This is a genomic window from Dyadobacter sediminis (genome assembly GCF_005860765.1).
GTDB classification, from domain to species: domain Bacteria; phylum Bacteroidota; class Bacteroidia; order Cytophagales; family Spirosomataceae; genus Dyadobacter; species Dyadobacter sediminis.
The window spans coordinates 432765-456445 of record NZ_VCEI01000029.1; the positions used below are offsets into that span (position 1 = coordinate 432765).

The 23681-nt window shown below is 44.0% G+C and carries 17 protein-coding genes and 1 tRNA gene; 10 read left to right on the forward strand and 8 right to left on the reverse strand.

Annotated elements, in window-relative coordinates:
- Positions 1-35 precede the first annotated feature (35 nt).
- Positions 36-1250, reverse strand: a complete 1215-nt coding sequence (locus FEM55_RS21270) for an NADP-dependent isocitrate dehydrogenase (protein WP_138283403.1) — start codon at positions 1248-1250, stop codon at positions 36-38.
- Positions 1251-1365: 115 nt separating this feature from the next.
- Here FEM55_RS21270 and FEM55_RS21275 point away from each other — a divergent pair, with 115 nt between their 5' ends.
- Positions 1366-1959 (forward strand): 5-formyltetrahydrofolate cyclo-ligase, encoded by a 594-nt coding sequence (locus tag FEM55_RS21275; protein WP_138283404.1) that lies wholly within the window; start codon positions 1366-1368, stop codon positions 1957-1959.
- 168 nt (positions 1960-2127) lie between these two features.
- Complete coding sequence (locus tag FEM55_RS21280) at positions 2128-3138, forward strand: aspartate-semialdehyde dehydrogenase (protein WP_138283405.1); 1011 nt, start codon at positions 2128-2130, stop codon at positions 3136-3138.
- 49 nt (positions 3139-3187) lie between these two features.
- On the opposite strand, the gene FEM55_RS21285 is transcribed toward FEM55_RS21280, so the two are convergent.
- Positions 3188-4405 carry an NADH-quinone oxidoreductase subunit D gene (locus FEM55_RS21285; protein WP_138283406.1) on the reverse strand — a complete coding sequence of 406 codons (1218 nt, stop codon included), beginning with the start codon at positions 4403-4405 and terminating at the stop codon, positions 3188-3190.
- A gap of 4 nt (positions 4406-4409) precedes the next feature.
- Entirely contained in the window at positions 4410-5927 is a 1518-nt protein-coding gene (locus tag FEM55_RS21290) for a glycoside hydrolase family 10-like protein (protein WP_171036620.1), read from the reverse strand.
- A gap of 378 nt (positions 5928-6305) precedes the next feature.
- Here FEM55_RS21290 and FEM55_RS21295 point away from each other — a divergent pair, with 378 nt between their 5' ends.
- Complete coding sequence (locus tag FEM55_RS21295; protein WP_138283408.1) at positions 6306-8120, forward strand: glycosyltransferase family protein; 1815 nt, start codon at positions 6306-6308, stop codon at positions 8118-8120.
- A gap of 69 nt (positions 8121-8189) precedes the next feature.
- Here the strand turns inward: FEM55_RS21295 and FEM55_RS21300 are convergent, their stop codons facing one another.
- Together FEM55_RS21300 and FEM55_RS21305 are read right to left on the reverse strand one after the other, a co-directional pair.
- Complete coding sequence (locus FEM55_RS21300) at positions 8190-8573, reverse strand: type II toxin-antitoxin system VapC family toxin (protein ID WP_138283409.1); 384 nt, start codon at positions 8571-8573, stop codon at positions 8190-8192.
- A 15-nt stretch (positions 8574-8588) separates the two neighbouring features.
- Complete coding sequence (locus FEM55_RS21305; protein WP_138283410.1) at positions 8589-8822, reverse strand: hypothetical protein; 234 nt, start codon at positions 8820-8822, stop codon at positions 8589-8591.
- Between the two features lie 141 nt (positions 8823-8963).
- On the opposite strand from FEM55_RS21305, the gene prmA reads away from it, so the two are divergent.
- The 4 genes from prmA to FEM55_RS21325 all read left to right on the forward strand — a co-directional run bounded on the left by prmA (position 8964) and on the right by FEM55_RS21325 (position 16815).
- Positions 8964-9806, forward strand: coding sequence for a 50S ribosomal protein L11 methyltransferase (gene prmA, locus FEM55_RS21310; protein WP_138283411.1), 843 nt, complete (start codon positions 8964-8966; stop codon positions 9804-9806).
- A gap of 62 nt (positions 9807-9868) precedes the next feature.
- Positions 9869-14545, forward strand: coding sequence for a hypothetical protein (locus tag FEM55_RS21315; protein WP_138283412.1), 4677 nt, complete (start codon positions 9869-9871; stop codon positions 14543-14545).
- Between the two features lie 146 nt (positions 14546-14691).
- Complete coding sequence (gene plsY, locus FEM55_RS21320) at positions 14692-15348, forward strand: glycerol-3-phosphate 1-O-acyltransferase PlsY (RefSeq protein ID WP_138283413.1); 657 nt, start codon at positions 14692-14694, stop codon at positions 15346-15348.
- Between the two features lie 105 nt (positions 15349-15453).
- Positions 15454-16815, forward strand: a complete 1362-nt coding sequence (locus FEM55_RS21325; RefSeq protein WP_138283414.1) for a dipeptidase — start codon at positions 15454-15456, stop codon at positions 16813-16815.
- Between the two features lie 146 nt (positions 16816-16961).
- Here FEM55_RS21325 and FEM55_RS21330 read toward each other — a convergent pair whose 3' ends face one another.
- Positions 16962-17750: a DUF3050 domain-containing protein gene (locus FEM55_RS21330; RefSeq protein WP_138283415.1), complete on the reverse strand. Its 789-nt coding sequence runs from the start codon at positions 17748-17750 to the stop codon at positions 16962-16964.
- Between the two features lie 10 nt (positions 17751-17760).
- Complete coding sequence (locus FEM55_RS21335) at positions 17761-18987, reverse strand: tetratricopeptide repeat protein (RefSeq protein WP_138283416.1); 1227 nt, start codon at positions 18985-18987, stop codon at positions 17761-17763.
- 173 nt (positions 18988-19160) lie between these two features.
- On the opposite strand from FEM55_RS21335, the gene hpt reads away from it, so the two are divergent.
- From hpt to FEM55_RS21350, 3 genes are all read left to right on the forward strand, one after another.
- Positions 19161-19688, forward strand: a complete 528-nt coding sequence (gene hpt, locus FEM55_RS21340) for a hypoxanthine phosphoribosyltransferase (RefSeq protein ID WP_138283417.1) — start codon at positions 19161-19163, stop codon at positions 19686-19688.
- 14 nt (positions 19689-19702) lie between these two features.
- On the forward strand, positions 19703-21103 hold the full coding sequence (locus FEM55_RS21345; RefSeq protein ID WP_138283418.1) for an MBL fold metallo-hydrolase RNA specificity domain-containing protein: 1401 nt from the start codon (positions 19703-19705) through the stop codon (positions 21101-21103).
- 89 nt (positions 21104-21192) lie between these two features.
- Positions 21193-21276 (forward strand) — tRNA-Leu (locus tag FEM55_RS21350).
- Positions 21277-21674: 398 nt separating this feature from the next.
- On the opposite strand, the gene FEM55_RS21355 is transcribed toward FEM55_RS21350, so the two are convergent.
- On the reverse strand, positions 21675-23630 hold the full coding sequence (locus tag FEM55_RS21355; protein ID WP_138283419.1) for a hypothetical protein: 1956 nt from the start codon (positions 23628-23630) through the stop codon (positions 21675-21677).
- Positions 23631-23681: the final 51 nt, after the last annotated feature.

Sequence of the window (23681 nt, forward strand, 5' to 3'; positions counted from 1 at the left end):
TCAAGAAACCGGCAGCTCTTATTCTTCAATTATGATTATTGCGCCAATGCAGCTTTCAGATTGGTATCAATAACTTCAAGGAATTCTTCGGTATAAAGATAATGGTCGCCGTGTTTCACATCATTTCCGTGAACACCAATTGCCAGATCCTTTGTCATTTTACCACTTTCTACCGTTTCGATACACACTTTTTCAAGTGCATGGCAGAAATCGATCAATGGCTGGTTATTGTCCAGTTTTCCACGGAACGCGAGTCCGCGTGTCCATGCAAAGATAGAAGCAATCGGGTTGGTGGAAGTTGGTCTTCCTTTCTGATGCTCGCGATAGTGGCGCGTTACCGTTCCGTGCGCTGCTTCCGCTTCCATTACCTTGCCATCGGGTGTCACCAGTACGGAAGTCATCAGACCCAGTGAGCCAAAGCCCTGCGCAACAGTATCCGACTGAACGTCACCATCATAATTTTTACAAGCCCACACAAAGTTTCCTTCCCATTTCAATGCAGAAGCAACCATGTCATCGATCAGACGGTGCTCGTAATGTACTTTTCCTGCATATTCCTGTTCGTATACTTCCTGGAAAATATCCTTGAAGCGGCCGTCGTATTTTTTAAGGATTGTATTTTTGGTTGAAAGGTATAAAGGCCATCCTTTATCCATAGCAACGTTGAAGCAGGCATGTGCAAATCCGCGGATGGATTCGTCGATGTTGTACATTCCCATGGCAACACCCGCACCTTTGAACTGATACACTTCGTGCTCGATTACTTGTCCGTCTTCACCTTCGAATTTGATCGTCAGCTTGCCTTTTCCCGGAACAACAAAATCCGTAGCCTTGTACTGATCGCCGAAAGCATGACGTCCTACGATAATCGGTGCAGTCCAGTTGGTAACCAGACGCGGTACGTTGCTCATGACGATCGGCTCGCGGAAAACGGTTCCGTCCAGAATGTTCCGGATTGTTCCGTTTGGCGATTTCCACATTTGTTTCAGATTGAACTCCTTAACGCGGTCTTCGTCCGGTGTAATCGTTGCGCATTTGATACCCACGCCATATTCCCTGATCGCATTGGCTGCATCAACTGTAACCTGGTCATTGGTTTCATCGCGGTATTCCACGCCCAGATCGTAGTATTTGATATCTACATCCAGATAAGGTAAAATCAGTTTTTCCTTGATAAATTTCCAGATGATCCGGGTCATTTCATCGCCATCCAGCTCTACAACGGGATTTTCAACTTTAATTTTGCTCATGTCCTAATTCTGTACAATAGTTAAAGATTTTGAAATCAGACCGTGAAAGTACGAACAATAGAATAAAAAGGCGAAATTTCCTCATCTTGCAAATCAAAAAAGACTGTTGTCTGCAATGAACAAATCCGCTTTACGTCAGGAATTTCTGAATAAAAGAAAGCTTTTGACCAAAGAAGAAAAGGAAAATTTTGATACACATATTACGGCAAATGTTGAAAAGTTCCTGATAAACAAGCCGTTCAGAAACATTCACACTTTTCTGCCACAACTTGATTCCGGAGAAATCGATACCTGGAAAATAATTTCTGTGATCCGCAAGTCTTTTCCGTCTATTCAAATTGCCGTTCCGTACATCATTCCGGGCACAAGGGAAATGGAGCATTTTCTGCTGGATGAACAAACCGAACTGATCACCAACCAATGGAAAATTCCCGAGCCAGACCCCATTGTTTCTAAAAAGATCAATCCGGAATCCATCGACGCGGTTCTGGTTCCGTTGCTTGCATTGGATGAAAGCGGATTTCGTGTCGGTTACGGAGGAGGTTATTACGACCGGTTTTTTACGAAATGCAGGCCGGATGTTGTCAGAATCGGACTGTCATTTTTTAAACCGGTAAAGGAAATTTCGGACAAAAATGAATTTGACATTCCACTGAACTTCTGCATTACGCCTTTTGAACTATACCAGTTTGAGCCGGAAAATGCCTGAACCTGTAAAACTGAAATGCTGAAATAGTGTGTTCAAAGCTGAATTTAAATACATTAATGATTTCAAAACGTCGTTCATTCTAAAATTCATTGTAAATTTGCGCCACTTTTCAGCCTTACCGAGGCAAAAAGTAATCATATTTTATCCATTTTTAATCTTAATGCAAGAATGAAAATCGCAGTAGTAGGCGCTACCGGTCTGGTGGGCGGCGAAATCCTCAAAGTGCTCGAAGAGCGTAATTTCCCGGTAACAGAATTATTGGCTGTTGCATCCGAAAGATCAATAGGCAAGGAAGTTACATTCAAGGGTAAACAGATCAAGGTAATCGGATTTGAGGAAGCGATTGCATCCAAACCTGAAATTGCGATTTTTTCTGCTGGCGGAGGCACTTCATTAGCTTTGGCCCCAAGATTTGCAGAAGCTGGAATTACGGTTATTGACAATTCATCGGCATGGCGTATGGATCCGACCAAAAAACTGGTTGTTCCGGAAATCAATGCCGGCGAACTGACAAAGGAAGATAAAATCATTGCAAATCCAAATTGCTCAACAATTCAGATGGTAGTGGTTCTGAATCCGCTGCATAAAAAATATAAAATCAAACGTGTGGTTGTTTCCACTTATCAATCGGTAACCGGAACCGGAAAAGCAGCCGTTGATCAGCTTTTTTCAGAACGTACCGGCGACCACAGCACAGAAAAAGTATATCCGCATCAGATCGACCTGAATGTATTGCCGCATATTGACGTGTTTCTTGACAATGGCTACACGAAGGAAGAAATGAAAATGACGAACGAAACCAAGAAAATCATGGGCGACGACAGCATTGCTGTTACCGCTACAACCGTTCGCATTCCAACCATCGGCGGCCATTCGGAAGCAGTCAATATTGAATTTGAAAATGAATTTGATCTGGATGAAGTTCGTCAGATTTTAAGCGAAGCAGAAGGCGTCATTATTCAGGATGATCCTAAAAATGCCGTGTATCCGATGCCGCTTACTGCGCATGGGAAGGACGAAACTTTTGTAGGCCGCATCCGCCGCGACGAGTCGCAGCCAAAAACGCTTAATCTGTGGATCGTAGCCGACAACCTTCGCAAAGGCGCTGCAACCAACACCGTTCAGATCGCCGAGTTTCTTGCAAAGCATGATCTTGTAGGCGCTACGCAGGAAGCTTAGTTTTGAAAATATATTATTAATTAAAAAAGCCGCTTAGCGGCTTTTTTAATTAGCGGTCTACTTCGCCCATTACAATATCAATCGATCCTATAATGGCAATCACGTCGGCCAGCAACGCACCTTTCGAGATTTCACCTATGACGGAAAGGTTATGAAACGAACAGGACCGCGCCTTGCAGCGGAACGGAATATCGGAACGTCCGTCCGCTCTGAAATAAAATCCCAGTTCGCCTTTTGAAGTTTCCCCTCTTGCGTAAAAGTCCATGGCTTTCGGACGTATTTTCTTCGGAACAACGGCTTGCGGGTCAAAATCGCGTGTTCTTTTGTAATTACCCGTAAGCTGTTCAAGGCTTTGTTCAATCATTTTAACCGATTCCCAGCATTCCAGCACACGAACCCAGGCCCGGTCCCAGCAGTCGCCGGTAGTTCCCATTTTTCCTTCACCAATCGGTATATCAAAGTCAAGTTCCGGATAAACAGAGTAAGCATCCACTTTTCTGAGATCATACCGCAAGCCCGAACCACGCAGCATCGGGCCGGTGCAGCCGTAATTGATCGCAACCGGCAGCGGCAGAACGCCTACATTCGCCGTACGCTGAATAAAAATCTTGTTATCGACGACAAGCTGCTGCAATTCAATCAGCTTCGGTTTCAGATATTTGACAAATTCAAGGCATCTTTCTTCAAAACCAACGGGTAAATCATAAAACAATCCGCCGATCCAGATGTAATTGTAAAGCATCCTGGCGCCACAAATCCATTCCAGCAGGCGCAGAATCTGCTCGCGGTCGCGCATCATCCACAAAAACGGCGTGTAGGCACCAATATCCATCGCGTAAGTTCCCAGCGCAACAAAGTGCGAAGCAAGGCGGTTGAGTTCTGCAACCACAACACGGATGTATTCGATGCGTTTTGGAATATCGTTTTCAATGCCAAGCATTTTTTCCACGCCCATCACATAGGCATGCTCGGAGTTCATGGCAGCCACGTAATCCAGTCGGTCCACATAAGGAATAACCTGATTGAACGGCAGCGATTCGGCATGTTTTTCAAAGCAGCGGTGCAAGTAACCCAGATGCGGAACGACATCCACAATCACTTCGCCATCCGTTACGACTTCAAGCCGCAGAACGCCGTGCGTGGAAGGATGCTGCGGTCCCATGTTCAGGATCATTTCCTCGGTACGAAGGTTTTCAGGCTTGTATTTCGAAGGAATGGAAGCAGCGAGGTATTCCGGTTTGTATTCGTACTGAATTGTATTTGCCATTGTATTAAAATCTAACCAGTTTCTGATCCTGCAACTCTACGCGCAAAGGGCCGATCGGCCGTCCTTCGTTGTGAAGGCGATCTACGGCTGTTACATAATAAACATACCGTTTGCCGGTTTCAGCAGTAAGATCAATGATTTTTTCACCTTCATAACACATGCCAATGATGCGTCGCGGATCGTAGGCAGTAGCTTTTTCTTCCGGTTCAAAACGATACACAACGTAATACCACGCGCGGTCGCCGTCAGCGGCAGCATCCGGTTTTTCCCATGTCAGTTCTATTCCTTTGGAAAGTAAGGTTGCTTTCAGACTTTTTGGGGAAAGCGGCGGAATACGGTCTTTCCAAGGCATCGTCGGGATCAGTGCCGGATAACGGAAAAAGTCATTTCGCAACGAATCGGCAAATCCGAGACTGTTGCCTCGAATGGAACGTGAACTGAAAAATATAGTGCCGTTGGACGCTGTTTCTCTGGAGTATCGGATCTGGTTCGGAACTTCGGCCGGATTGGCCCAATGCGTATCTTTGTCCTTGTAACCGACACGATATACGCCCATTCCGATGTATAAATGCCGTTCAAAGCTGTTTTCTGCCCACCAGTCTACAAGGTTTTTATAAGGAACACGGTTGAATCCTGAGGAAAAGTAAACCTGCGGCGCAATGTAATCGATCCAGCCTTCTTTGATCCATCTGCGGCTGTCTGCAAACAAATCGTCATAGGACGCCAGTGCTCCGAAAGTCTTTGATCCTTCCGGGTCGCGGTCTTTGTTTCGCCATACACCGAACGGACTGATGCCAAATTTCAGACGCGGATTCAATGCTTCCAGCGCATCATGGATTGATTTCACAAGTAAATCCACATTATGCCTGCGCCAGTCGGCCTTGCTTGTAAACCCTTCACCGTATTTCCGGAACGACGCATCATCCTGAATAACTTGTCCGGGTACGGCATACGGGTAAAAATAGTCGTCAAAGTGAATGCCGTCCACATCGTAATTCCGGGCCACATTCACCGTCATATCTGTGATAAACTGCCGCGCTTCGGGAATCCCGAAGTCAAAAAGTTTGTAGCCGTCGTAACTGATAATCCATTCGGGATGCACGCGGCTGATATTTTCAGAGGAGACGCTTGTGGAGGATTTATGTACAAGCCGGTTCAGGTTGAGCCATGCATGAAATTCAAGTCCGCGCTTATGTGCTTCCCGGATCATGAAATCCAGCGGGTCCCACATGGGAACGGGCTGCCTGCCCTGTCTGCCCGTAAGCCATTCAGACCACGGCTCGGGGCTTTTGGCATAAAATGCATCCCCCGCAGCTCTTACCTGAACGAAAACCGCATTCATGCCTACTTTCTTATGAAAATCCAGAAGAGATGAAAATTCTTCCTGCTGCTCTTCAGGTATAAGATTTTTACTGCTAGGCCAGTCGATGTTGTCAACGGTTGCTATCCAAACTGCTCTGAATTCTCTTTTTGGAGGTAAAATTTCGTCAGTTTCTGTCGACTGGGCTATGCAGCTTTCCATTAAAAACAGGATAAGTATAAAGGAAAGAGCAACTATTTTAATTTTTTTCACTATCTAACCAATGCAAAATGTTAATCCAATCAAAGTAACGTAATTTGGAACAAAGTTAGCTGAGAACAAACTTATATTCATTTAAACAGGCATGGAATTGCCCGTACTTGTCGGCTGAGAGTTATACCGGACATTCTTGACTTTGTTATATATCATGCGTCAGGATGTTCCAATGCTTTTCAGAAAGCATAGAAACATAAAGTAAAATTGTTGTTATTGTGAATAATTTTTATGCATATTTATTGTGTAATTACAAGGATTTTTGTGACTTAACACAAGTTACGTTCCTGCAATTACCGCTAGTAACGTTTAAACCTGTATCCCATATTGGAACCATTTGTCAAAACCACTAAGAAAAACGTCCTGTTTGAAGTTGCATGGGAGGTTTGTAATCAAGTTGGAGGAATTTATACTGTAATACGGACCAAAGTCCCGGCAATGGTCGAAAAATGGGAGGATAACTACTTTCTGCTGGGCCCCTATTTTGAAAAAAAGGCATCTTCCGAATTTGAAGTGATAACGGATCTGGACGATTCTCCTGCCGGTCGCATCGTTAAAAGGATGCGCGATATGGGCTATCATGTTTATTACGGTTACTGGCTCGTTACCGGCAAGCCGCGGGTTGTACTTTTTGATCTCGAGAGCATTGAAAAAGATCTGGACAGTATCAAATTCAAACTTTGGGAGCACAGCCGGATTCCTACGATCAATGTTGAACATCTTGTTAACCAGACATTATGCTTCGGAGAACTTGTACGTATATTTCTTAAGGAATATGCCGAGGAAAATGCCAAACGTGAAGAAATCTACGCGCAGTTCCATGAATGGATGGCCAGCAGCGGACTTCCCGATCTCAAACGTGAAAATGTAAAAATAGCCACTACTTTTACAACGCATGCCACCATGCTGGGCCGCTATCTTGCCCAGAACGTTAGCGGGTTTTATAGCAAACTTCCCTTTTTTGACTGGGAACAGGAAGCTAAAAACTATGGCATTCTGGCACAGTGCTCCATGGAAAGACAAGCTGCGCTGAATGCACATGTGCTTACAACGGTCAGCGACGTAACCGCGCGCGAATGTGAAGTGTTTCTGGGAAGAATGCCGGATCTGGTGACGCCGAACGGCCTGAACGTAGTCCGGTTTCAGGCGGTACATGAATTCCAGAACCTGCATTTGAAGCACAAGGAGCGCATTCACGAGTTTGTAATGGGTCATTTTTTCCAGAGTTACTCATTTGATCTGGACAAAACGCTTTATTTCTTTACATCAGGACGTTACGAATACAGTAATAAAGGTTATGACCTTACTTTGGAAGCACTTGCACGCCTCAACTGGAAAATGGTGCAGGCTAACATGGACATGACCGTTGTGATGTTTATCGTTACCAAGCAGCCTTATTATTCCGTCAATCCGGATGTACTGCAGTCGCGGGCTGTTCTCAATGAACTGCAGGAAACGTGCACAGCGATTGAAAAAGAAGTGGGTGAAAAACTTTTTCATGCCGCTGCCGCCGGCGCAGACCATAAAATGCCCGACCTCAACAATTTTGTGGATGAATATTGGCGTTTACGGCTACGCCGGACGATACAAAGCTGGAAAACAGACAAACTTCCGGCATTTGTAACGCACGATCTTAAAGAAGAAGACGGCATCACTGATTTTTGTAAAAGAGCGAACCTCGTTAACAACGAACGCGATCGTGTCAAGATCGTTTATCATCCGGATTTTATTTCTTCCACAAACCCGCTTTTCGGGCTCGATTACGGCCAGTTTGTACGTGGCTGCCATTTGGGTGTTTTTCCAAGTTATTACGAACCTTGGGGCTACACGCCGCTTGAATGCGTTGTGCGCGGCGTTCCTACGGTAACCAGCGACCTTTCCGGTTTCGGGGATTACATTATGCAGATCATGCGGGATTACGAAAACAGAGGAATTTACGTGATCAACAGAAAGTCACAGACGTTTACGCAGGCTGCAGATCAGCTGGCCGATATTTTGTTCAAATTCGTAAGAATGCAGCGCCGCGACCGTATCATGCAGCGAAACCGTGTTGAAAACATTTCCGATGTATTCGACTGGATGAATCTTCGCTCCTATTACGATACCGCGCACGATCTGGCTGCGAAAAGGAGGAAGCCGTAAGTTTTGAATAGCTTAATAAAGCCCGTTAATATCTCCAAAGATGATGTTAGCGGGTTTTTGCATTATTTTCTATGCTTTAATTAATTGAATAAAATTAGTATATAACCCAAAGTTGCTGTCTGCAGAAATTATAGACATGCGCTCAGAATAAGCAGTTGCCAATAGTAAACGGTCAAAAGGATCCCGATGCTGAGGAAAGAGAGGAATGGATTCATACTGGACTATATGCTTGGTTGCAAGAGAAATTATTTCAAAACCGTCATTTAAAATAACTTTCTCTAATAAATCAATTGCTATTGGCAATGCTGTAAGTTTTCCCGTTTTCTGTTTGATTGCAATTTCCAAAATACTGATTTGAGAAACGCAAATCTGATTGGAAGACAATAGTTTTAGAATTTCTGCTGATAATTTGAAAGGGGAAATAAGCGCCCAGATCAGAATTTGTGTATCTATAAATTATCTCTGCATTTACATATAATCGTTGAAATCTTCAAGCGGATCATTAAAATTATCCGGAATATTATATCCTCTATTCGCAAGACTTCCTAAAACAACTCCTTTTTGCGGCTGTTCTTCCATAGATTGATCCTGCTGGCTTTCGTCCATAAATAAAACGACAACCTGTGACTTTTTGATGGATGGCGGCGTTTCAATGAAAGTAAGAACGCCATTTTCATAAACTCCTTTGATAGCTGTATACATGGCTTTATGTAAGCGTTTTTGTCAAATTTAAGAATATTCAACAATTTAGGACAATTAATCATGAATCGGCAAAGTTGTTGAGGCTGCATTCCTGAAAATTTTCCACACCTTCACTTCCCATTTTAAAACCATTAAATTGTAATGAATTATATAGAACTAGATTTGAAAGTTGAGCCGGATTTCTCGGAAATTCTAATGGCCGAGCTTGGCGAAGCAGGTTTCGAATCATTTGTGGAAACAGAAGAAGGCTTGCTCGCCTACATTCAGGAAAATGATTTTGATGAAAATGAAATCCATAAACTGACAGCCAAATACCTGGAATTAACGACAATAGCGGCAACATGGAAATCGTTAGAAAGAAGGAACTGGAACGAGGAATGGGAAAAAAGTTACGAACCGATTGAAGTCGGCGATCAGATCCGCGTAAGGGCCGTTTTTCATGAGTCGGACCCCGCATTCAGGTATGATTTACTTATTCAGCCCAAAATGTCATTCGGTACGGGCCATCATGAAACCACGTGGCTCGTCATGAATGAACAGCTGGGTTTGCCGCATGAAGGTCTGGCGGTAATGGATGTGGGCTGCGGCACGGGAATCCTGGCGATTCTGGCGTATAAACTGGGTGCAACGCAGCTTCTGGGCTTTGATATCGACGAATGGGCAGTGGAAAATACACGTGAAAATTTCGCAATGAATGATTTACCGGCAGAAGCGGAAGTATTCCAGGGAACCATAACGGATGTGCGTGAAGAGCAGGTTTTTGGAGGAATTCTGGCCAATATCAACCGGAATATTCTGCTGAGCGAAATCCCGGCTTATGTAAAGCACCTGAAACCGGGCGGCTGGCTTGTAACAAGTGGCTTTTACGAAACAGACCAGGCCGATATCGAACGCTGCGCAGCGGAAAACAATTTAAAAAAATTAAGGTCGAATACACGCAATCAATGGGCAACCGTTGTTTTCCAGAAACTGGACAACAGCTGAAAGCACACGTTAAGAACAATAAAATCCAGAGCCAATAGCTAAATGCTAAAAGCCAACAACACATGAAAATAATCCGATTTACTTTACTACTTTATTTTCTGGCAACCATCGGAATAACGGCTTCCGCACAGAACCTGAAATTTCCGGACGAGCCGGGCCAGTTTATGGTGCAGTTCCGCAAATTGATGGACGGCAGCCGCAATCCGCAGTTTGTCCGGCCAGCCGCTGAGCTGGACAGCATCTGGACGTCTTCCGTCAACAGCACGCAGCAGGCGAAATTTATAAACATCGTAAAAACGCAGATCGCAAAAGGGCAAAAAGCAGGCCCTGTTCTTGCACTTTTGGCACGTAATACGCATTTTTTCGCTAAACAGTCGCCTGAAAATCTGGACGGATTTCTGAACATCGCAGCAAGTTCCGGGGAAAAATACGACGGCAAGGGTTTTCAGAAAATACTGGAAACGATCCGGTCAGTGAATGAAACGAACAAACTGTATGCCGCCAATTACAATTCACTTTACTTGCTTGGCGGAACGTATAAATACCGGTTTGACACGACCAATGCACAAACTGCCAATGCCGAAGCAACCGTTGCAGCAGCAAATGACAGCTGGGATACGCCGACTGATTCCAACTTTGTTATAGCGCCCAAATCCAATCCGCTTCCGGCTATTTCCGGTCCGTTACTCGATCTTCAGAATGCAACATTCGCCATGGTGACGGCGGGCGATTCCGTTGTTTTTGGTCCTGCAAACGGCAGTGTCATGCTGAAAGACGGCATTTTTGTGGGAAAAAACGGGAAGTTCAACTGGCAGGCTGCGGGCGATTCTTCTATTTATGCCGATCTGGACAGTTACTCGTTCAATATTTCACAGCCAAAACTTCTTGCCGAAAACGTTACACTTCATAATGAACGCCAGCTTGAAGCGCCGATCAAGGGAACGCTTGAATACCGCGGTGTAAAAAAGGTAAAAGGACAGCCGGCTCCGTATCCGCGGTTTGTTTCCAACGGCATTGACGCGCGACTGAAAGCATCCCGAAAAAACATTGATTACAAAGGCGGTTTTGCACTCATCGGAATGGAAATGTACAGCTCTTCGCTGAGCGACAAGCCGTCCGCCATTCAGGTGAAGTATAAGGATAAAGTTGCTTTTAAGGCGCAGAGCAAGAAATTCATGCTGAAAGATTCGGTCATTACTTCTTCGTTTGCGACTTTTTCCATGCCTTTGGGAAGCGATTCGCTTTATCATCCCGGCGTTACGTTCAAGTATAACGATGACGAAGGCATTTTGAAACTGGGCCGCGCTGAAAAAACAGATTATGCGCCGCTGCCGTATCAAGATTCATACCATAAAATGAACATCTGGTCGCAGGCTATGCGCTGGAAATTCCCGAATGAAAAAGTGGAATTTTTACGCATTGACGGCAAGCAGGTTGTTCCGGTAAGGCTGGAATCCTATGATTATTTCAAAAAGGAAAAATTCAAGGACATCAGCCGGGAATACGGTTTTCAGCCTTTGATTATGGCCGCCAATTATACGCAAACCGAAAAAAAATCCGCGTTTCTTGCCGAGGAACTGGCGACAAAGTTTAAACAGAACCCTAAAATTCTGCGCAACGCATTGCAACGGCTTGCACTGGAAGAGTACTTTGTTTACAACAAGGCAACGGATGAATTTGCATTAAGCAAAAAAGGCATTTTGTACGTGCTTGCCAATCTGGACAAAGCGGATTATGATAATTTTCAGGTTACGTCCCAGTTTGCAGCCAATGAAGAAGTTGCCAATGCGACGATCAATCTTCCGGATACGCTGCTTACGGTTCTGGGCGTTTCCCGATTTGTGGTCAGCGATTCTTTAAAGATTTATGCAGTTCCGGCGGATAAAAAACTGGTGATTGGCAAAAACAGGAATTTTACGCTGAACGGACAAATGGTGGCGTCCAATTATCAGTTCAGAGGACAAAATGTAAAGTTTGATTACAATCAGTTTTTCGTGAATGTTGCGCCGTCGGATTCCATTACGTTTACGCCACGCGAAAAATTTGCCAAAGGCCAGAAAGGGGAAGTCGGCGGACATGTGAAATATGAAAAAGGCGGAACATTTTACCTCAGCGATCCGAAAAATAAATCCGGGATTCAGAAAGGGATCAAAAAATCGCCGCGGCTTGTCGTTCCCGACGGAATGATTGTGTACTTCGATCAGCCTGAACGCGGAACGGTTCTGTATCCGCGCGAAGTCTTTTTCAAAATCCCGAAAATAGATATGGACGGACTCGACAACCGAGATGTGATTTTTGAAGGAACATTCAATTCAAACGGCATTATCCCTCCTATTCAGACGCTTTTGAAAAGCATGCCGGACAATTCGCTGGGCTTTGACTACAAACCGCCGGTTACTGATCTGAAACTGTACGACGGAAAAGCGCTTGCGAAGTTTACAGATACACTTACAATGGACAACAGCGGTCTGCATTCCAAGGCCGTACTGAAATATTTGTCTGCTTCCATGACTGCCAAAAATGTGCTGCTTACGGCGGATTCTTTAATGGCGTCCGGCGATGTGGCAAGTATCAGGGAAGCAACGATTGGCAACGGTTATTTTCCGGGCGTGGAGCTGAAAGATTATGCGCTGAAATGGTTTCCGAATGCAGACAGTATGTTTATCAATACACAGGGAAAATCGTTTTCTTTTTACAAAGGAACAACGAGCCTGGAAGGAAGTCTTTTGCTGCGTTCGAGCGGATTGTATGGCAATGGAAAGCTGAAAAGGCCGGATTCGGAATTGTCTTCGCCCGATATCAAATTCAATAAAGACGGATTTCTGGCCAATCGCTCGGCATTTTCCATTAACAGCGGCGATCAGAAATCTTCCAAAAAGCTGCTGACCGGAAATAACGTAAATATTGATTTCAACTTCAAAACCGGAGTGGCCAATTTCCTGACGGATGAAACCGGATTCGGAACGGATTCGTCCGGCATGCAGATCCCGACGGCTTCTTATCAGACACTCATCGGAAGTGCGAAATGGGATATGAACAAGAAAACCATTTTGATGAAGGGTTTTGGTGAAACTTCATCCTATACTTCCATGGATTCTACGCAGGAAGGACTGACGTTCAACGGCTCGGAAGCGATTTATGACATTGATAAAGTAACGCTCAACATCAAAGGCGTTCCGTTTATCCAAACTGCCGATGTCAAAATTATTCCCGATGGCGGACTTGTAAGCGTGGACAGCAAAGGGAAAATAAACCCGTTGAAGAAAGCCCGTATTGAAATCGATACGCTGAATACGTCGCACCGGATGCGCGATGCCGACATCCGCATTGATTCCCGGAACCACTTTGAAGGTTCGGCTACGTATCAGTATATAACGGCAAGAAAAGATACTTTCAACATTAAAATGCAGAATTTCGAACTGAGAGAAATAGGCGCGGCAGAAGAAGGCAAACGCTCGAGATCGGATAAAGCGCCGGCTGCAATCAAGTATTATACAACGGCGCGTGCGGACGTAAAGGAAACCGAAAACCTGATTCTTTCGCCGCGCATTCAGTACAAAGGCGGAATTAACCTGATTGCTTACGAACCTTCGCTGCAACTGGACGGATTTGTAAAACCGATGATCAAATTCAGAAAGGATTTTCAGAGCTCCTGGATTGTTTACAAGGAATCGCCGGGCGAATCCATTTCGATCAAAATTGATAAAAACCTGAAAAACGAGCATGAAATACCGCTTTCTGTCGGCTTGCATTACAATGAAACGAGAGGCATGTACATGTCATTTCTTTCGCCAAAGGAATCCGACGGAGACGACGATATTTACCTTGCACAAGGCGCGCTTAATTACGATGAGGACAGCAAAGCTTTCCGGGTAATGCCTCCGCCCGGTGCTGACGGCCTTATCGACGAAGCCAACGCATTGCGATTTGATGATAAAACCGGACTGGCTACTTTTTCCGGCCAGCTGAAACTGATTCGTGATCCGTGGCTGCAATCGGTCGGTACGGGAGAAGTTCAGGTGGACAGCTCAAAATTTGCGTTCAATACGATGTTACTGATGAAACTGCCGGCACTCGAACCGATTTTACAACCTTTGGCAGCTAAAATTGTAGAAACGAATCTGGAAGAACAAAACAGTACCGCAGCAGATGACGACGCGGAGCAACTGAACCGGAAATTATCCGCTCTGATTGGCCCGCAAGCTACGGATGCATATATAAAACTTACGGCTGCCGGCTACAAACCTTTATTCGAAGCTTCTCCGACGCTGGATGTTCCGATGCTTTTGTCCAATGTAGACCTGCATTGGTCCGCTACGCATGGTGCCTATTATTCTCAGGGTCCGATTGGCGTTGCGCATTTGGGAAGAAACAACATCAATGCACAGATGGACGGCGTTCTGGAAATCAGGCGGACAGTAGACGGTGACGAATTCAGCCTTTTTCTGCAGGCTTCGCCGGATATCTGGTACTTTTTTGATTACAAACTCGGGGAATTGGGTGTTGTTTCATCGCAAGTCGATTTCAATGATCAGATTACAGCGAAATCCAAGAATGTGAAATCCAAGGATATGACTTTGATCGGACTTGGGACTGAAGAAAAGGATTTGTTTGTTAACCGCTTTGATGACTTTTATCAGCCGGCACTCAAAAAAGCAAAACTGGTAAAAGCTGCCAAGAAAAAGCCTGTAACACCCGAAGAAAAGAAGAAAAAAGCAGAGCCGGCAGAAGGCTTCTGAAATTGTGCATAATTTCAATACTTTATACTAATATTTGAAAATATGCATATTAAAACTTAGTTTTACATCCCTTTTGATTGTAAATCCTCCGGCTATCTTATTTTTTGAAAAACGTTTTATAGTCCAATAATTATGAAAATTTCAAAATGAGTATTGCCTTATTAATTATTACGATTATTGCAGCCTATTTATTAGGATCTATACCCAGCTCGGTCTGGTACGGAATTGGTTACTTTGGAATTGATGTCAGAAAACACGGAAGCGGCAATGCAGGCGCAACCAACACGTTCCGGATTCTTGGAAAAAGAGCAGGCACGGTTGTCATGCTCATCGATGTACTGAAAGGCTGGACGGCAACCTGTCTGGCATCCATGCTTTTTTACATGAATGAAATCGGTGAGACTGAATTGCTTATGTACAAGATTATTTTTGGTATCATTGCAATCATTGGTCACATTTTTCCGGTATTTGTAAATTTCAAAGGAGGAAAAGGAATTGCAACCCTGCTGGGTATGGTGCTCGCAATCCATCCCGAACTTGCTTTGCTTTGCATCACGATTTTTATCCTGACGCTCCTTGCTTCCCAGTACGTGTCGCTGAGTTCGATTCTGGCCACGCTTGCATTTCCGGTACTTTCCTGGATCGGCGTTTTTGGTCATCCGGAGCCGCTGCTGATTGTATTTGGATTTACCATGTTTGTTCTGGTCGTTTTTACGCATCAGAAAAATATCAAAAGGCTTATGAACGGAAATGAAAGCCGCGTCAATATTTTCAAGTCCAAAGCTGAACGACGAAATTCTTAAAAGTATATTTTGGAAAAATAACCCCTGAGGCAATCCTTCAGGGGTTATTTTTTTAACTTGTGCGCAGTTCTATACCTATTTTGAAGACTAACCATTTTAGAAGCGATGCTTGATTATATAGATAAAAACCGTGACAGATTCCTGAATGAATTGCTGGATTTGCTCCGAATACCTTCTGTAAGCGCAGATTCCAAATTTAAAAATGACATGCTGAAAGCGGCTGAATACGTCCGTGACAGGATTCTGGAAGCTGGCGCAGATCGTGCTGAAATCTATGAAACGGCTGGGCATCCGGTTGTTTACGGCGAAAAACTTGTAGATGCTTCCCTTCCGACCGTACTGATTTACGGGCATTACGACGTACAGCCTGCCGATCCGTACGAACTCTGGGATTCGCCTCCGTTTGAGCCTGTGATCAAAAATGACCGAATTTATGCAAGAGGTTCGTGTGATGACAAAGGACAGTTTTATATGCATATAAAGGCACTGGAAACCATGCTGGCAACCGATTCCCTTACTTGCAATGTAAAAATCATGATTGAAGGAGAAGAAGAAATCGGCTCTTCCAATCTGGGAACATTTGTAAAGGAACATCAGGAAATGCTGAAATGCGACACGATCCTGATTTCTGATACGAGCATTATTGCGAACGACGTTCCGTCTATTGAAACCGGTCTGCGCGGGCTGACTTACGTAGAAGTAGAAGTGATCGGTGCAAACCGCGACTTGCATTCAGGCGTTTACGGCGGCGGCGTTGCCAATCCGATTAATGTGCTTTGCGAAATGATTGCTTCTTTGAAAGATGAAAACGGGCATATAACCATTCCCGGATTTTACGACAAAGTGGAAGAACTTACGCCGGACCAGAGAACCGCATTGAACGCAGCGCCGTTTGATCTGGAAGAATACAAGAATGAACTTCAGATCGGCGATGTGCTTGGCGAGGAAGGCTATACAACGATTGAAAGAACGTCGGTACGCCCGACGCTGGATGTAAACGGCATCTGGGGCGGATACATCGGTGAAGGTGCCAAAACGGTTTTGCCTTCCAAGGCCAATGCCAAAATATCCATGCGGCTGGTTCCAAACCAGAACGATGATGAAATCTGCGAGCTGTTTACAAAGCATTTTGAATCCATTGCACCGGCTTCGGTAAAGGTGAAAGTCGTTCCGCATCACGGCGGACTTCCTTATGTGACGCCAACGGACTCGGTAGAATACAAAGCGGCGGAAATGGCCATGGAAGAGTCTTTCGGCAAAAAGCCAATCCCGACACGCGGTGGAGGAAGCATCCCGATTGTTGCGCTGTTTGAGCAGGAACTGGGCTGTAAAAGTATCTTAATGGGCTTCGGACTGGATATTGACAATCTGCATTCGCCGAACGAAAGCTATGGAATTTTTAATTATTATAAAGGAATAGAGACAATTCCCCTGTTTTTCAAGCACTATGCAGCATTGAAGAAGTAAGTGGCCTTTACGTTAAGTTGACTTTTGTTGTTTATAAATAGAAAACCCGGTTGCAGTCAATCAGCCGGGTTTTTTATTGTATTTATCCTATCCTACGGACTATAATCTGTTTATAAACAATAAATGACTTATGATACTCTTTTCATTCATACCGTCACCCGCTTGCGCGCCATAATGGAATCATAAACGCCGTCCCATAAGTCAATACGCTTTTGTAATGACGTCTTTACTGCTTCTGTCGCTTCCTGCCAGAATTCTTCATTTGTTCCGCAAAGGTTTGATGTCATTTGCAGGGCTAAATGGCTGTGATGATCGCCGTCCACTTCAATATGCCTTTCCAGATAATATTTAAAAATGGAAATACGCTCGGGAAAATGTGCATGCAAATCATTGATAATGGAATGGAACATGTCCGGAATCAGATCCTCCCGCCCGAATGTGAAAACTGCAGCCTGAACATAATCCTTGTTGCTGCCAATAATCCCGAATGTGTTGCTGACAAACTGTGCCGCTTTCTCCGGCGTACCGGCTTTCTGAAATGCCTGTTCAAGAGCGTTGCCTTGCATCAGTTCTGAAATAAAACCGGTGATTGGTGCGGTGTCTGCACCGCATTGGCACATCGCTTCCAGGTACAGTTCAAAGTGGCTTTTTCTGTTGCCTTCCATATCAACGTCCGACTCTTCACCCAGCACGATTTCATTGATCAGATAACGGCTTTCCGGCGAGCCTTTCGGAAACCACGGAACAACAGTACAAGTCAGGCTATTCTGCAGTGATTTCAGGAGCGACATAAAATCCCATACTGCATACGCATGATACTGCATAAATATTCCAAGGCCCTCAATATCCTGAATTGCAGCATATACTTTATGATTGATAATCTGCTGCCGAAGCGGCTCTATGCTTTTCTGGATTTGCTCAATGTGATTTTCCATATTCTATTATTTACCTTCTCCTCCGCTGTTCCCGCTTCATTTTTTTCAGATTGGCAATGGCAGTTTTAGCTTCTTTGTCCTGACCGGATTTTCTTTCAGCCCGGTCGTCAGCCAGTTTGTAATACTTCAATGCTTCGTCATAATTCTTTTTGGACTCCGCAATTTTACCCATTCCGATTAATGAAGAAACGTAATAACCTGCACTCAGCGAATTGGTTTTCACAGAATAATCAATAGCCTTTTGGTAATACTGTGCAGCAAGCTCGTAATTGCGATGGTAATTCATGTTGTAAAAAGCCAGTATATAAGCTGCATTTCGTCCGCTTACGCCTTCATAACCCGGCATGCCCTGCTCAATTTTACTGATGATATTATGTGCGGCTTTTTCCGCTTCTGCAATTTTACCGGTCACAAATGCCGTTCTGCAAAAGTACCTTTCAAAATAGGGATTATTCGGAAAAGTCTGCCACATGTACTTGGCCATTTCGTATGCTTTGCTGTTTTCATTTTCCATGCTGTAAATCTGCAGCAGAAAATACCTGGCCTCAACCCGGGTGTAAAATGCATTATTGCCTACTTTTTCAAGCTGCTGTTCTCCGAGTTTTCTGTTGCCTTTTGGAAAAAGTGCCAGTATGGGTTTCAATATCGGGTATTCTTTCGGAATCCATTCTGCATAGTAATTGTACAAACCGTCGCCAAAAAGCAGTTCCGGCGTAAGGTCGCCGTTTCCTTTGCATTGCTCAAAATATTTCAATGACTTCTTGCCCGCAAATGCTGCTTTGGTCCAGCTTTCACGTTCCGCATAAAGGCGTCCTTTGAATGCATAGGCTGCTGTCAGGAAAAAAGCCGGTTCCACCTTGTTTTTCTGATTATCATAAAGCTCCTCCGCCAGATTGATCGTGGAATCCATTTGCGCCAGAAATGCTTTGTCATAAGCTTCATTGTCCGTATTCGGAACGATTTTCCACCATTCGGCCAGGCCCATCAGAAAGTGCGGCATCGGATGTTTCGGGTAACGGTATTTCAGCCACCGGAACTCCGTATCCGCTTCGGCAAACTTGTAATTGTAAAGCAGATTAATGGCCTCAGTTGCTTCTATCTGCACGCCGGGATTATTGATGACCATATCATATTTCTTGTCGAGCTCCGCCGAAGAATACAATTGAGCAGAAACAGAATGAAAGGCGATGACACTTAAGAAGCAGGATTTTATGGTGTTAACGATTATACTTTTCATAGTTGTGGTAAAATGTGTTTTAATTAACGTGTGTTCTTTAATTTACGTTTATCATCCGCCGGGTTTTTGAAAAAAGAGTTAATATTGATGCTCAGAGTATTCACTGTATTTTATCAAAGACCTGAATTCATCTTTCCCGTCCCGAAAATGGATAAAGAACGTCACCAATTATTATGATTAACATTCTGGATAAAACTTTTGTCCCTTTTATATCCCGAAGCAGCATTGAAAGCCGGATCGCTGAACTGGCAGATCAGATCGGTAAGGATTATGCAGGACGCAACCCGGTATTTATTGTGGTTCTCAACGGCGCTTTTCTTTTTGCCGGCGAACTTGTCAAAAACATTTCATTAACCTGCGAAATTACTTTTATCCGGTTTTCCTCCTATTCACAAACCGAATCGACCGGAAATGTAAGACAAATTATCGGAATGGAAGAAAGCATTGAAAACCGCGACATCATTATTGTGGAAGATATCGTCGATACCGGCCTTACTATGGCGCATTTGTTAAAGCAAATAAAGGATCGTTCCCCAAAATCAGTTGAAATCGCCACATTGCTGCACAAACCCGAAGCACTGAAAACGCCGATTGATATGCGCTATGTCGGCTTCGAAATTGACAACAAATTTGTAGTCGGTTACGGCTTGGATTACGATGGTTTCGGACGCAACCTGGATTCTTTATACGTTCTGGCCTGATTAAATACATGAACATGCAAATACAGTTTTTTGGAGCAGCAAGAACCGTTACCGGGAGCAAGCACCTTGTAACGACCGAAAAAGGAACCCGAATTTTGCTCGACTGCGGCTTGTTTCAGGGAATCCAGACGGATGAAGCCAATCAGAATTTTGGTTTTAATCCTTCGGAAATTGATTATCTCATTTTGTCTCATGCGCACATTGATCATTCGGGACTCATTCCCCGGCTTGCAAAGCAGGGTTTCAAAGGCCCGATTTACTGTACTTCAGCTACGGCCGATCTTTGCCGCGTGATGCTGCTGGACAGCGCGCATATTCAGGAAAAAGACCTGGAACGGGTTAACCGCCGCCGGCAAAAACAGAACCGACCGCTTATTGAAGAATTGTATAATACAGAAGATGCCGTTCATGCATTGAGCCTGTTTCAGGAAGTTCAGTACAACAAGCCTTTTTTTCTGGGAAATGATAAAGAGGTTTCGGTACTTCTTACGGATGCAGCGCACTTGCTGGGCAGTGCCGCCGTGCATTTGACATTTCAGGATAACGGACATGCAAAGCAAGTAACTTTTACCGGCGACATCGGCCGTCCGGATGATCATATTCTCCGCAGGCCGGACGCTTTTCCGCAAGCTGATGTTATTATTTGCGAATCAACTTACGGCGACCGTTTGCACGAAAAAGAAGGCGACATGCAGGCGCACCTTTTAAAGATTGTGCGGGAAACCTGCGTAGAACGCAAAGGTAAACTGATTATTCCAGCCTTCGCCATTGACCGTACGCAGGAACTTATTTATGCGCTGGACCAGCTTTCCAGTTCAGGAAAACTGCCCCAGATTCCGGTTTATATCGACAGTCCACTGGCTGTCCGCGCCACAGGCATTATGAAAGCGCATGACGAATGCTTCAATCCTGAAATTCTGGAATACATAGAAAAAGACGGCGATGCCTTTGCATTTCCATATCTGCATTACATTTCCGAGACAAGCGAATCTATTGCGCTGAATGGTAAAAAAGAACCTTGCATCATTATTTCCTCATCCGGAATGGCCGAAGCAGGCCGGGTCAAGCACCATATAAAAAATAACATAGAAGACCCGAAATGCACGGTTTTGCTTGTGGGCTACGCTTCTGGCAATACGCTTGCCGGCGCTTTGAAACGCGGCGACAAACAAGTTGATATCTTTGGAGAAAAGTACGATGTAAACTGCCATATTGCCAATCTGGATTCCTTTTCCGGGCATGGCGATTACAATGAAATGCTTGCTTTTCTGGCCTGCCAGAATCCGGAAAAAGTGGAAAAAGTATTTCTGGTTCACGGCGAATACGAAACGCAGCTTTCTTTTAAACAGAAGCTGGAAAATGCCGGATTTAAAAATGTTTACATTCCGGAATTGTTTGAAAGCGTAAAAATTTAGAGAAAATATGCACTTTAATGTTTTTGTAACCTCAAAAGACTTGTAAAGTCCAAAACATTATTACTATTTTTGCCAACCAGTTTTTCAATGCCGAAGTGGTGAAATTGGTAGACACGCACGTTTCAGAGGCGTGTGGGGATTGCCCTGTGCGGGTTCGAGTCCCGCCTTCGGCACAAAACGCCGTTCTTGCTTGCAGGAACGGCGTTTTTGATTTTTGGAGCAAAACACACTTGCGGTATGGAGCCGGATTTAGATTAACAGAACTCATACATCGAATTATAAACATTGCTCCTATAACCCGCTTGTAGACCAAACGGGTAAAAGAGATTATGAATCCTATGGTAGTACGGGTTCTATCGGATTTTATGTTATTGAAAAGAGAAGACTTTTACAACAAGGGCAGAAAGGATTGCTCATTTACATAAAAGAAATATCGGAAGCCATACTTTCAACTGCCTGAAAGGATTAGCTATGGTAGTTACACAATACTATCTTTTATATTTTAGAGTAGCTGTTATAATTCTTATATATAACAGCTACTCCAAAAAACTTAGGATAACATTGCAAGAATTTAATTAGCACCTATTGCGGTCATGACAGTATTATTTGTTTCATCCGTGTCACCACCGGAGTTTGGACTTATTGACGCTACAATTTTACGAGTTGTTCCACTTGGCACACCAGCATTGCGTATTATGTTAAACCCAATTACGGAATGGCCTGCCGGGTTCATTTTATAACCAGGCTTGGATCTTACGATAATATAATCATTATCCGATGAAAGCAGCCAATCTCCATTTTCATTTGCCGTTCCTCCAAAGACATTGGAAACGGAATTAACCCCCGGAGTAGTTATTTTAAATCCGTCGATCTTTGCTACTTTAAACTCAATTGGCGTAGATGTAGGATTGCTCTGTGAATTCCATACGTGTACAACAAAGTCCCTCGAAGAACTTTCATCAAAATTAACTTCATTGATATCGACAGTAAGCGTCAAATCAGATGGGCATGGAACTAGGGCCGTTACCTTGGCGGTAGAATTGTCCGTATTATAACAGTTATGCTGATTGTCCCAGAAGAAGGCATAATATGTTCCCGGCGGAGCAGCGGCAACTGTAATTGCATCCATAGCTTGTCCGGTATGATTTGGATTGTCAAACCAAACCAGCTGCGTACCGGCAATAGGAGATCCCGAAAACGCTTTATTAAGATCCACGGTAATAGTTGGGCAAACGCTTGTCAGTTCTTTGGCACTAAAAACCTGCTGGTTACCAGCATAACAATTCTTAACTTCCACCTTGGCGGTTGAGTTGTCTGTGTTATAACATACTCCTTGCGTGTAGTCCACATAGAAAGCATAATATGTTCCCTTGGGAGCGAATGCAGAAGAAGGAAAATCGTTAATTGGATCACCTGAATGCGTAGGATTATCAAACCACACTACAGAAACCCAAGGTTTATCCAGAGGAAAAGGGGTTACTGGATCGACATCCAAGGCAGTATTAAGATCAGCCGTTGTTGATGGAGAAATAGGAAATACTGTTGTCTTTTGCGCATCCAGTGATACTTGGGAACTTCCGGCATCACACACCTGTGTAACGCAGTCTTCCAGTTTCACTTGTATCCATAAAGGATTACTGTAACAATCGTTGGCGGCATCATAATAATAAGCATAATAAGAATGCAGTCCCGGAGAACTAGGAGCAGCTGTACCATTGGGAAGAGAATTACCTTCGTGCTTGTCATTGTCGAAGAAAACGAGAGTAGTGCCGGGCGGATTGGGACTGTTTTCTACGGCTTTATAAAGGTTTATTGTTTTAGTAGGGCAAGAATTGGATAGAGTTCCTATACCAGATTCACCTTTGGGCTTGGTGGTAGCCAAGCACGAAAGATCAACAAGAGCATTGGCTCCGACATCAATATTAACTGCTCCGCGTAGTGGACTTTGATACTTTTTTCCTGCCTCAACAGTAAATTTATGACTGGTAGACTGTGCAGTAAAAACATATTCCTGCTTTAACCAAATACCTCTGTTATTTACATTTGGCTGATCAAAATTAACTGTTTCTAATGGCAATACATCCAGTCTGTAAGAAACGGATCCGGCAAAATCACTTAATTGATTCTTGCTGGGATCAGTAGGATCAAATATTTTTTCATACTTCATAGTCATCACGTAAAACGTGAACTTATACTGATGGCCCGGCACCAAATCTGAAAAAGTGGTATAAGCGCCACTTGATAAGGTATTTTCCGGAAAAGTATGAAGTGTCAGAAATGTATTGTTGGGAGACTGATTGCCAGATGACGGAACCGGAAGCCAGAACTGCCATTCCAGGTTTTTGTGTCCTCCTACATTCGAGTAGGTTGAGACAGCCGGCAGTGGATCGTCCAAAAACGTTGGAATCCAGCCCGAAGGCGTACAATTCAAGCAAGCTGCCGATCCAAATGTTTCTGAAAACACCTGGGCAACCGAGATTTGGGATGTAACCAAAAAAAGGATTATATGGAAAATTATTTTTTTCATAGTTTGATATAAATTCGTATTAACCGAGATTAAGAAATTACTACTTGCTAA

What these genes read in the sequence shown, in the direction of transcription:
- FEM55_RS21280 (WP_138283405.1), top strand. Translation starts at nt 2,128, where the DNA reads ATGAAAATCGCAGTAGTAGGCGCTACCGGTCTGGTGGGCGGCGAAATC.
- FEM55_RS21315 (WP_138283412.1), top strand. Translation starts at nt 9,869, where the DNA reads ATGAAAATAATCCGATTTACTTTACTACTTTATTTTCTGGCAACCATC.
- FEM55_RS21335 (WP_138283416.1), bottom strand. Translation starts at nt 18,987, where the DNA reads ATGAAAAGTATAATCGTTAACACCATAAAATCCTGCTTCTTAAGTGTC.
- FEM55_RS21285 (WP_138283406.1), bottom strand. Translation starts at nt 4,405, where the DNA reads ATGGCAAATACAATTCAGTACGAATACAAACCGGAATACCTCGCTGCT.
- FEM55_RS21355 (WP_138283419.1), bottom strand. Translation starts at nt 23,630, where the DNA reads ATGAAAAAAATAATTTTCCATATAATCCTTTTTTTGGTTACATCCCAA.
- FEM55_RS21290 (WP_171036620.1), bottom strand. Translation starts at nt 5,927, where the DNA reads ATGGAAAGCTGCATAGCCCAGTCGACAGAAACTGACGAAATTTTACCT.
- FEM55_RS21305 (WP_138283410.1), bottom strand. Translation starts at nt 8,822, where the DNA reads ATGTATACAGCTATCAAAGGAGTTTATGAAAATGGCGTTCTTACTTTC.
- plsY (WP_138283413.1), top strand. Translation starts at nt 14,692, where the DNA reads ATGAGTATTGCCTTATTAATTATTACGATTATTGCAGCCTATTTATTA.
- FEM55_RS21330 (WP_138283415.1), bottom strand. Translation starts at nt 17,750, where the DNA reads ATGGAAAATCACATTGAGCAAATCCAGAAAAGCATAGAGCCGCTTCGG.
- FEM55_RS21275 (WP_138283404.1), top strand. Translation starts at nt 1,366, where the DNA reads ATGAACAAATCCGCTTTACGTCAGGAATTTCTGAATAAAAGAAAGCTT.
- FEM55_RS21325 (WP_138283414.1), top strand. Translation starts at nt 15,454, where the DNA reads ATGCTTGATTATATAGATAAAAACCGTGACAGATTCCTGAATGAATTG.
- prmA (WP_138283411.1), top strand. Translation starts at nt 8,964, where the DNA reads ATGAATTATATAGAACTAGATTTGAAAGTTGAGCCGGATTTCTCGGAA.
- FEM55_RS21345 (WP_138283418.1), top strand. Translation starts at nt 19,703, where the DNA reads ATGCAAATACAGTTTTTTGGAGCAGCAAGAACCGTTACCGGGAGCAAG.
- hpt (WP_138283417.1), top strand. Translation starts at nt 19,161, where the DNA reads ATGATTAACATTCTGGATAAAACTTTTGTCCCTTTTATATCCCGAAGC.
- FEM55_RS21270 (WP_138283403.1), bottom strand. Translation starts at nt 1,250, where the DNA reads ATGAGCAAAATTAAAGTTGAAAATCCCGTTGTAGAGCTGGATGGCGAT.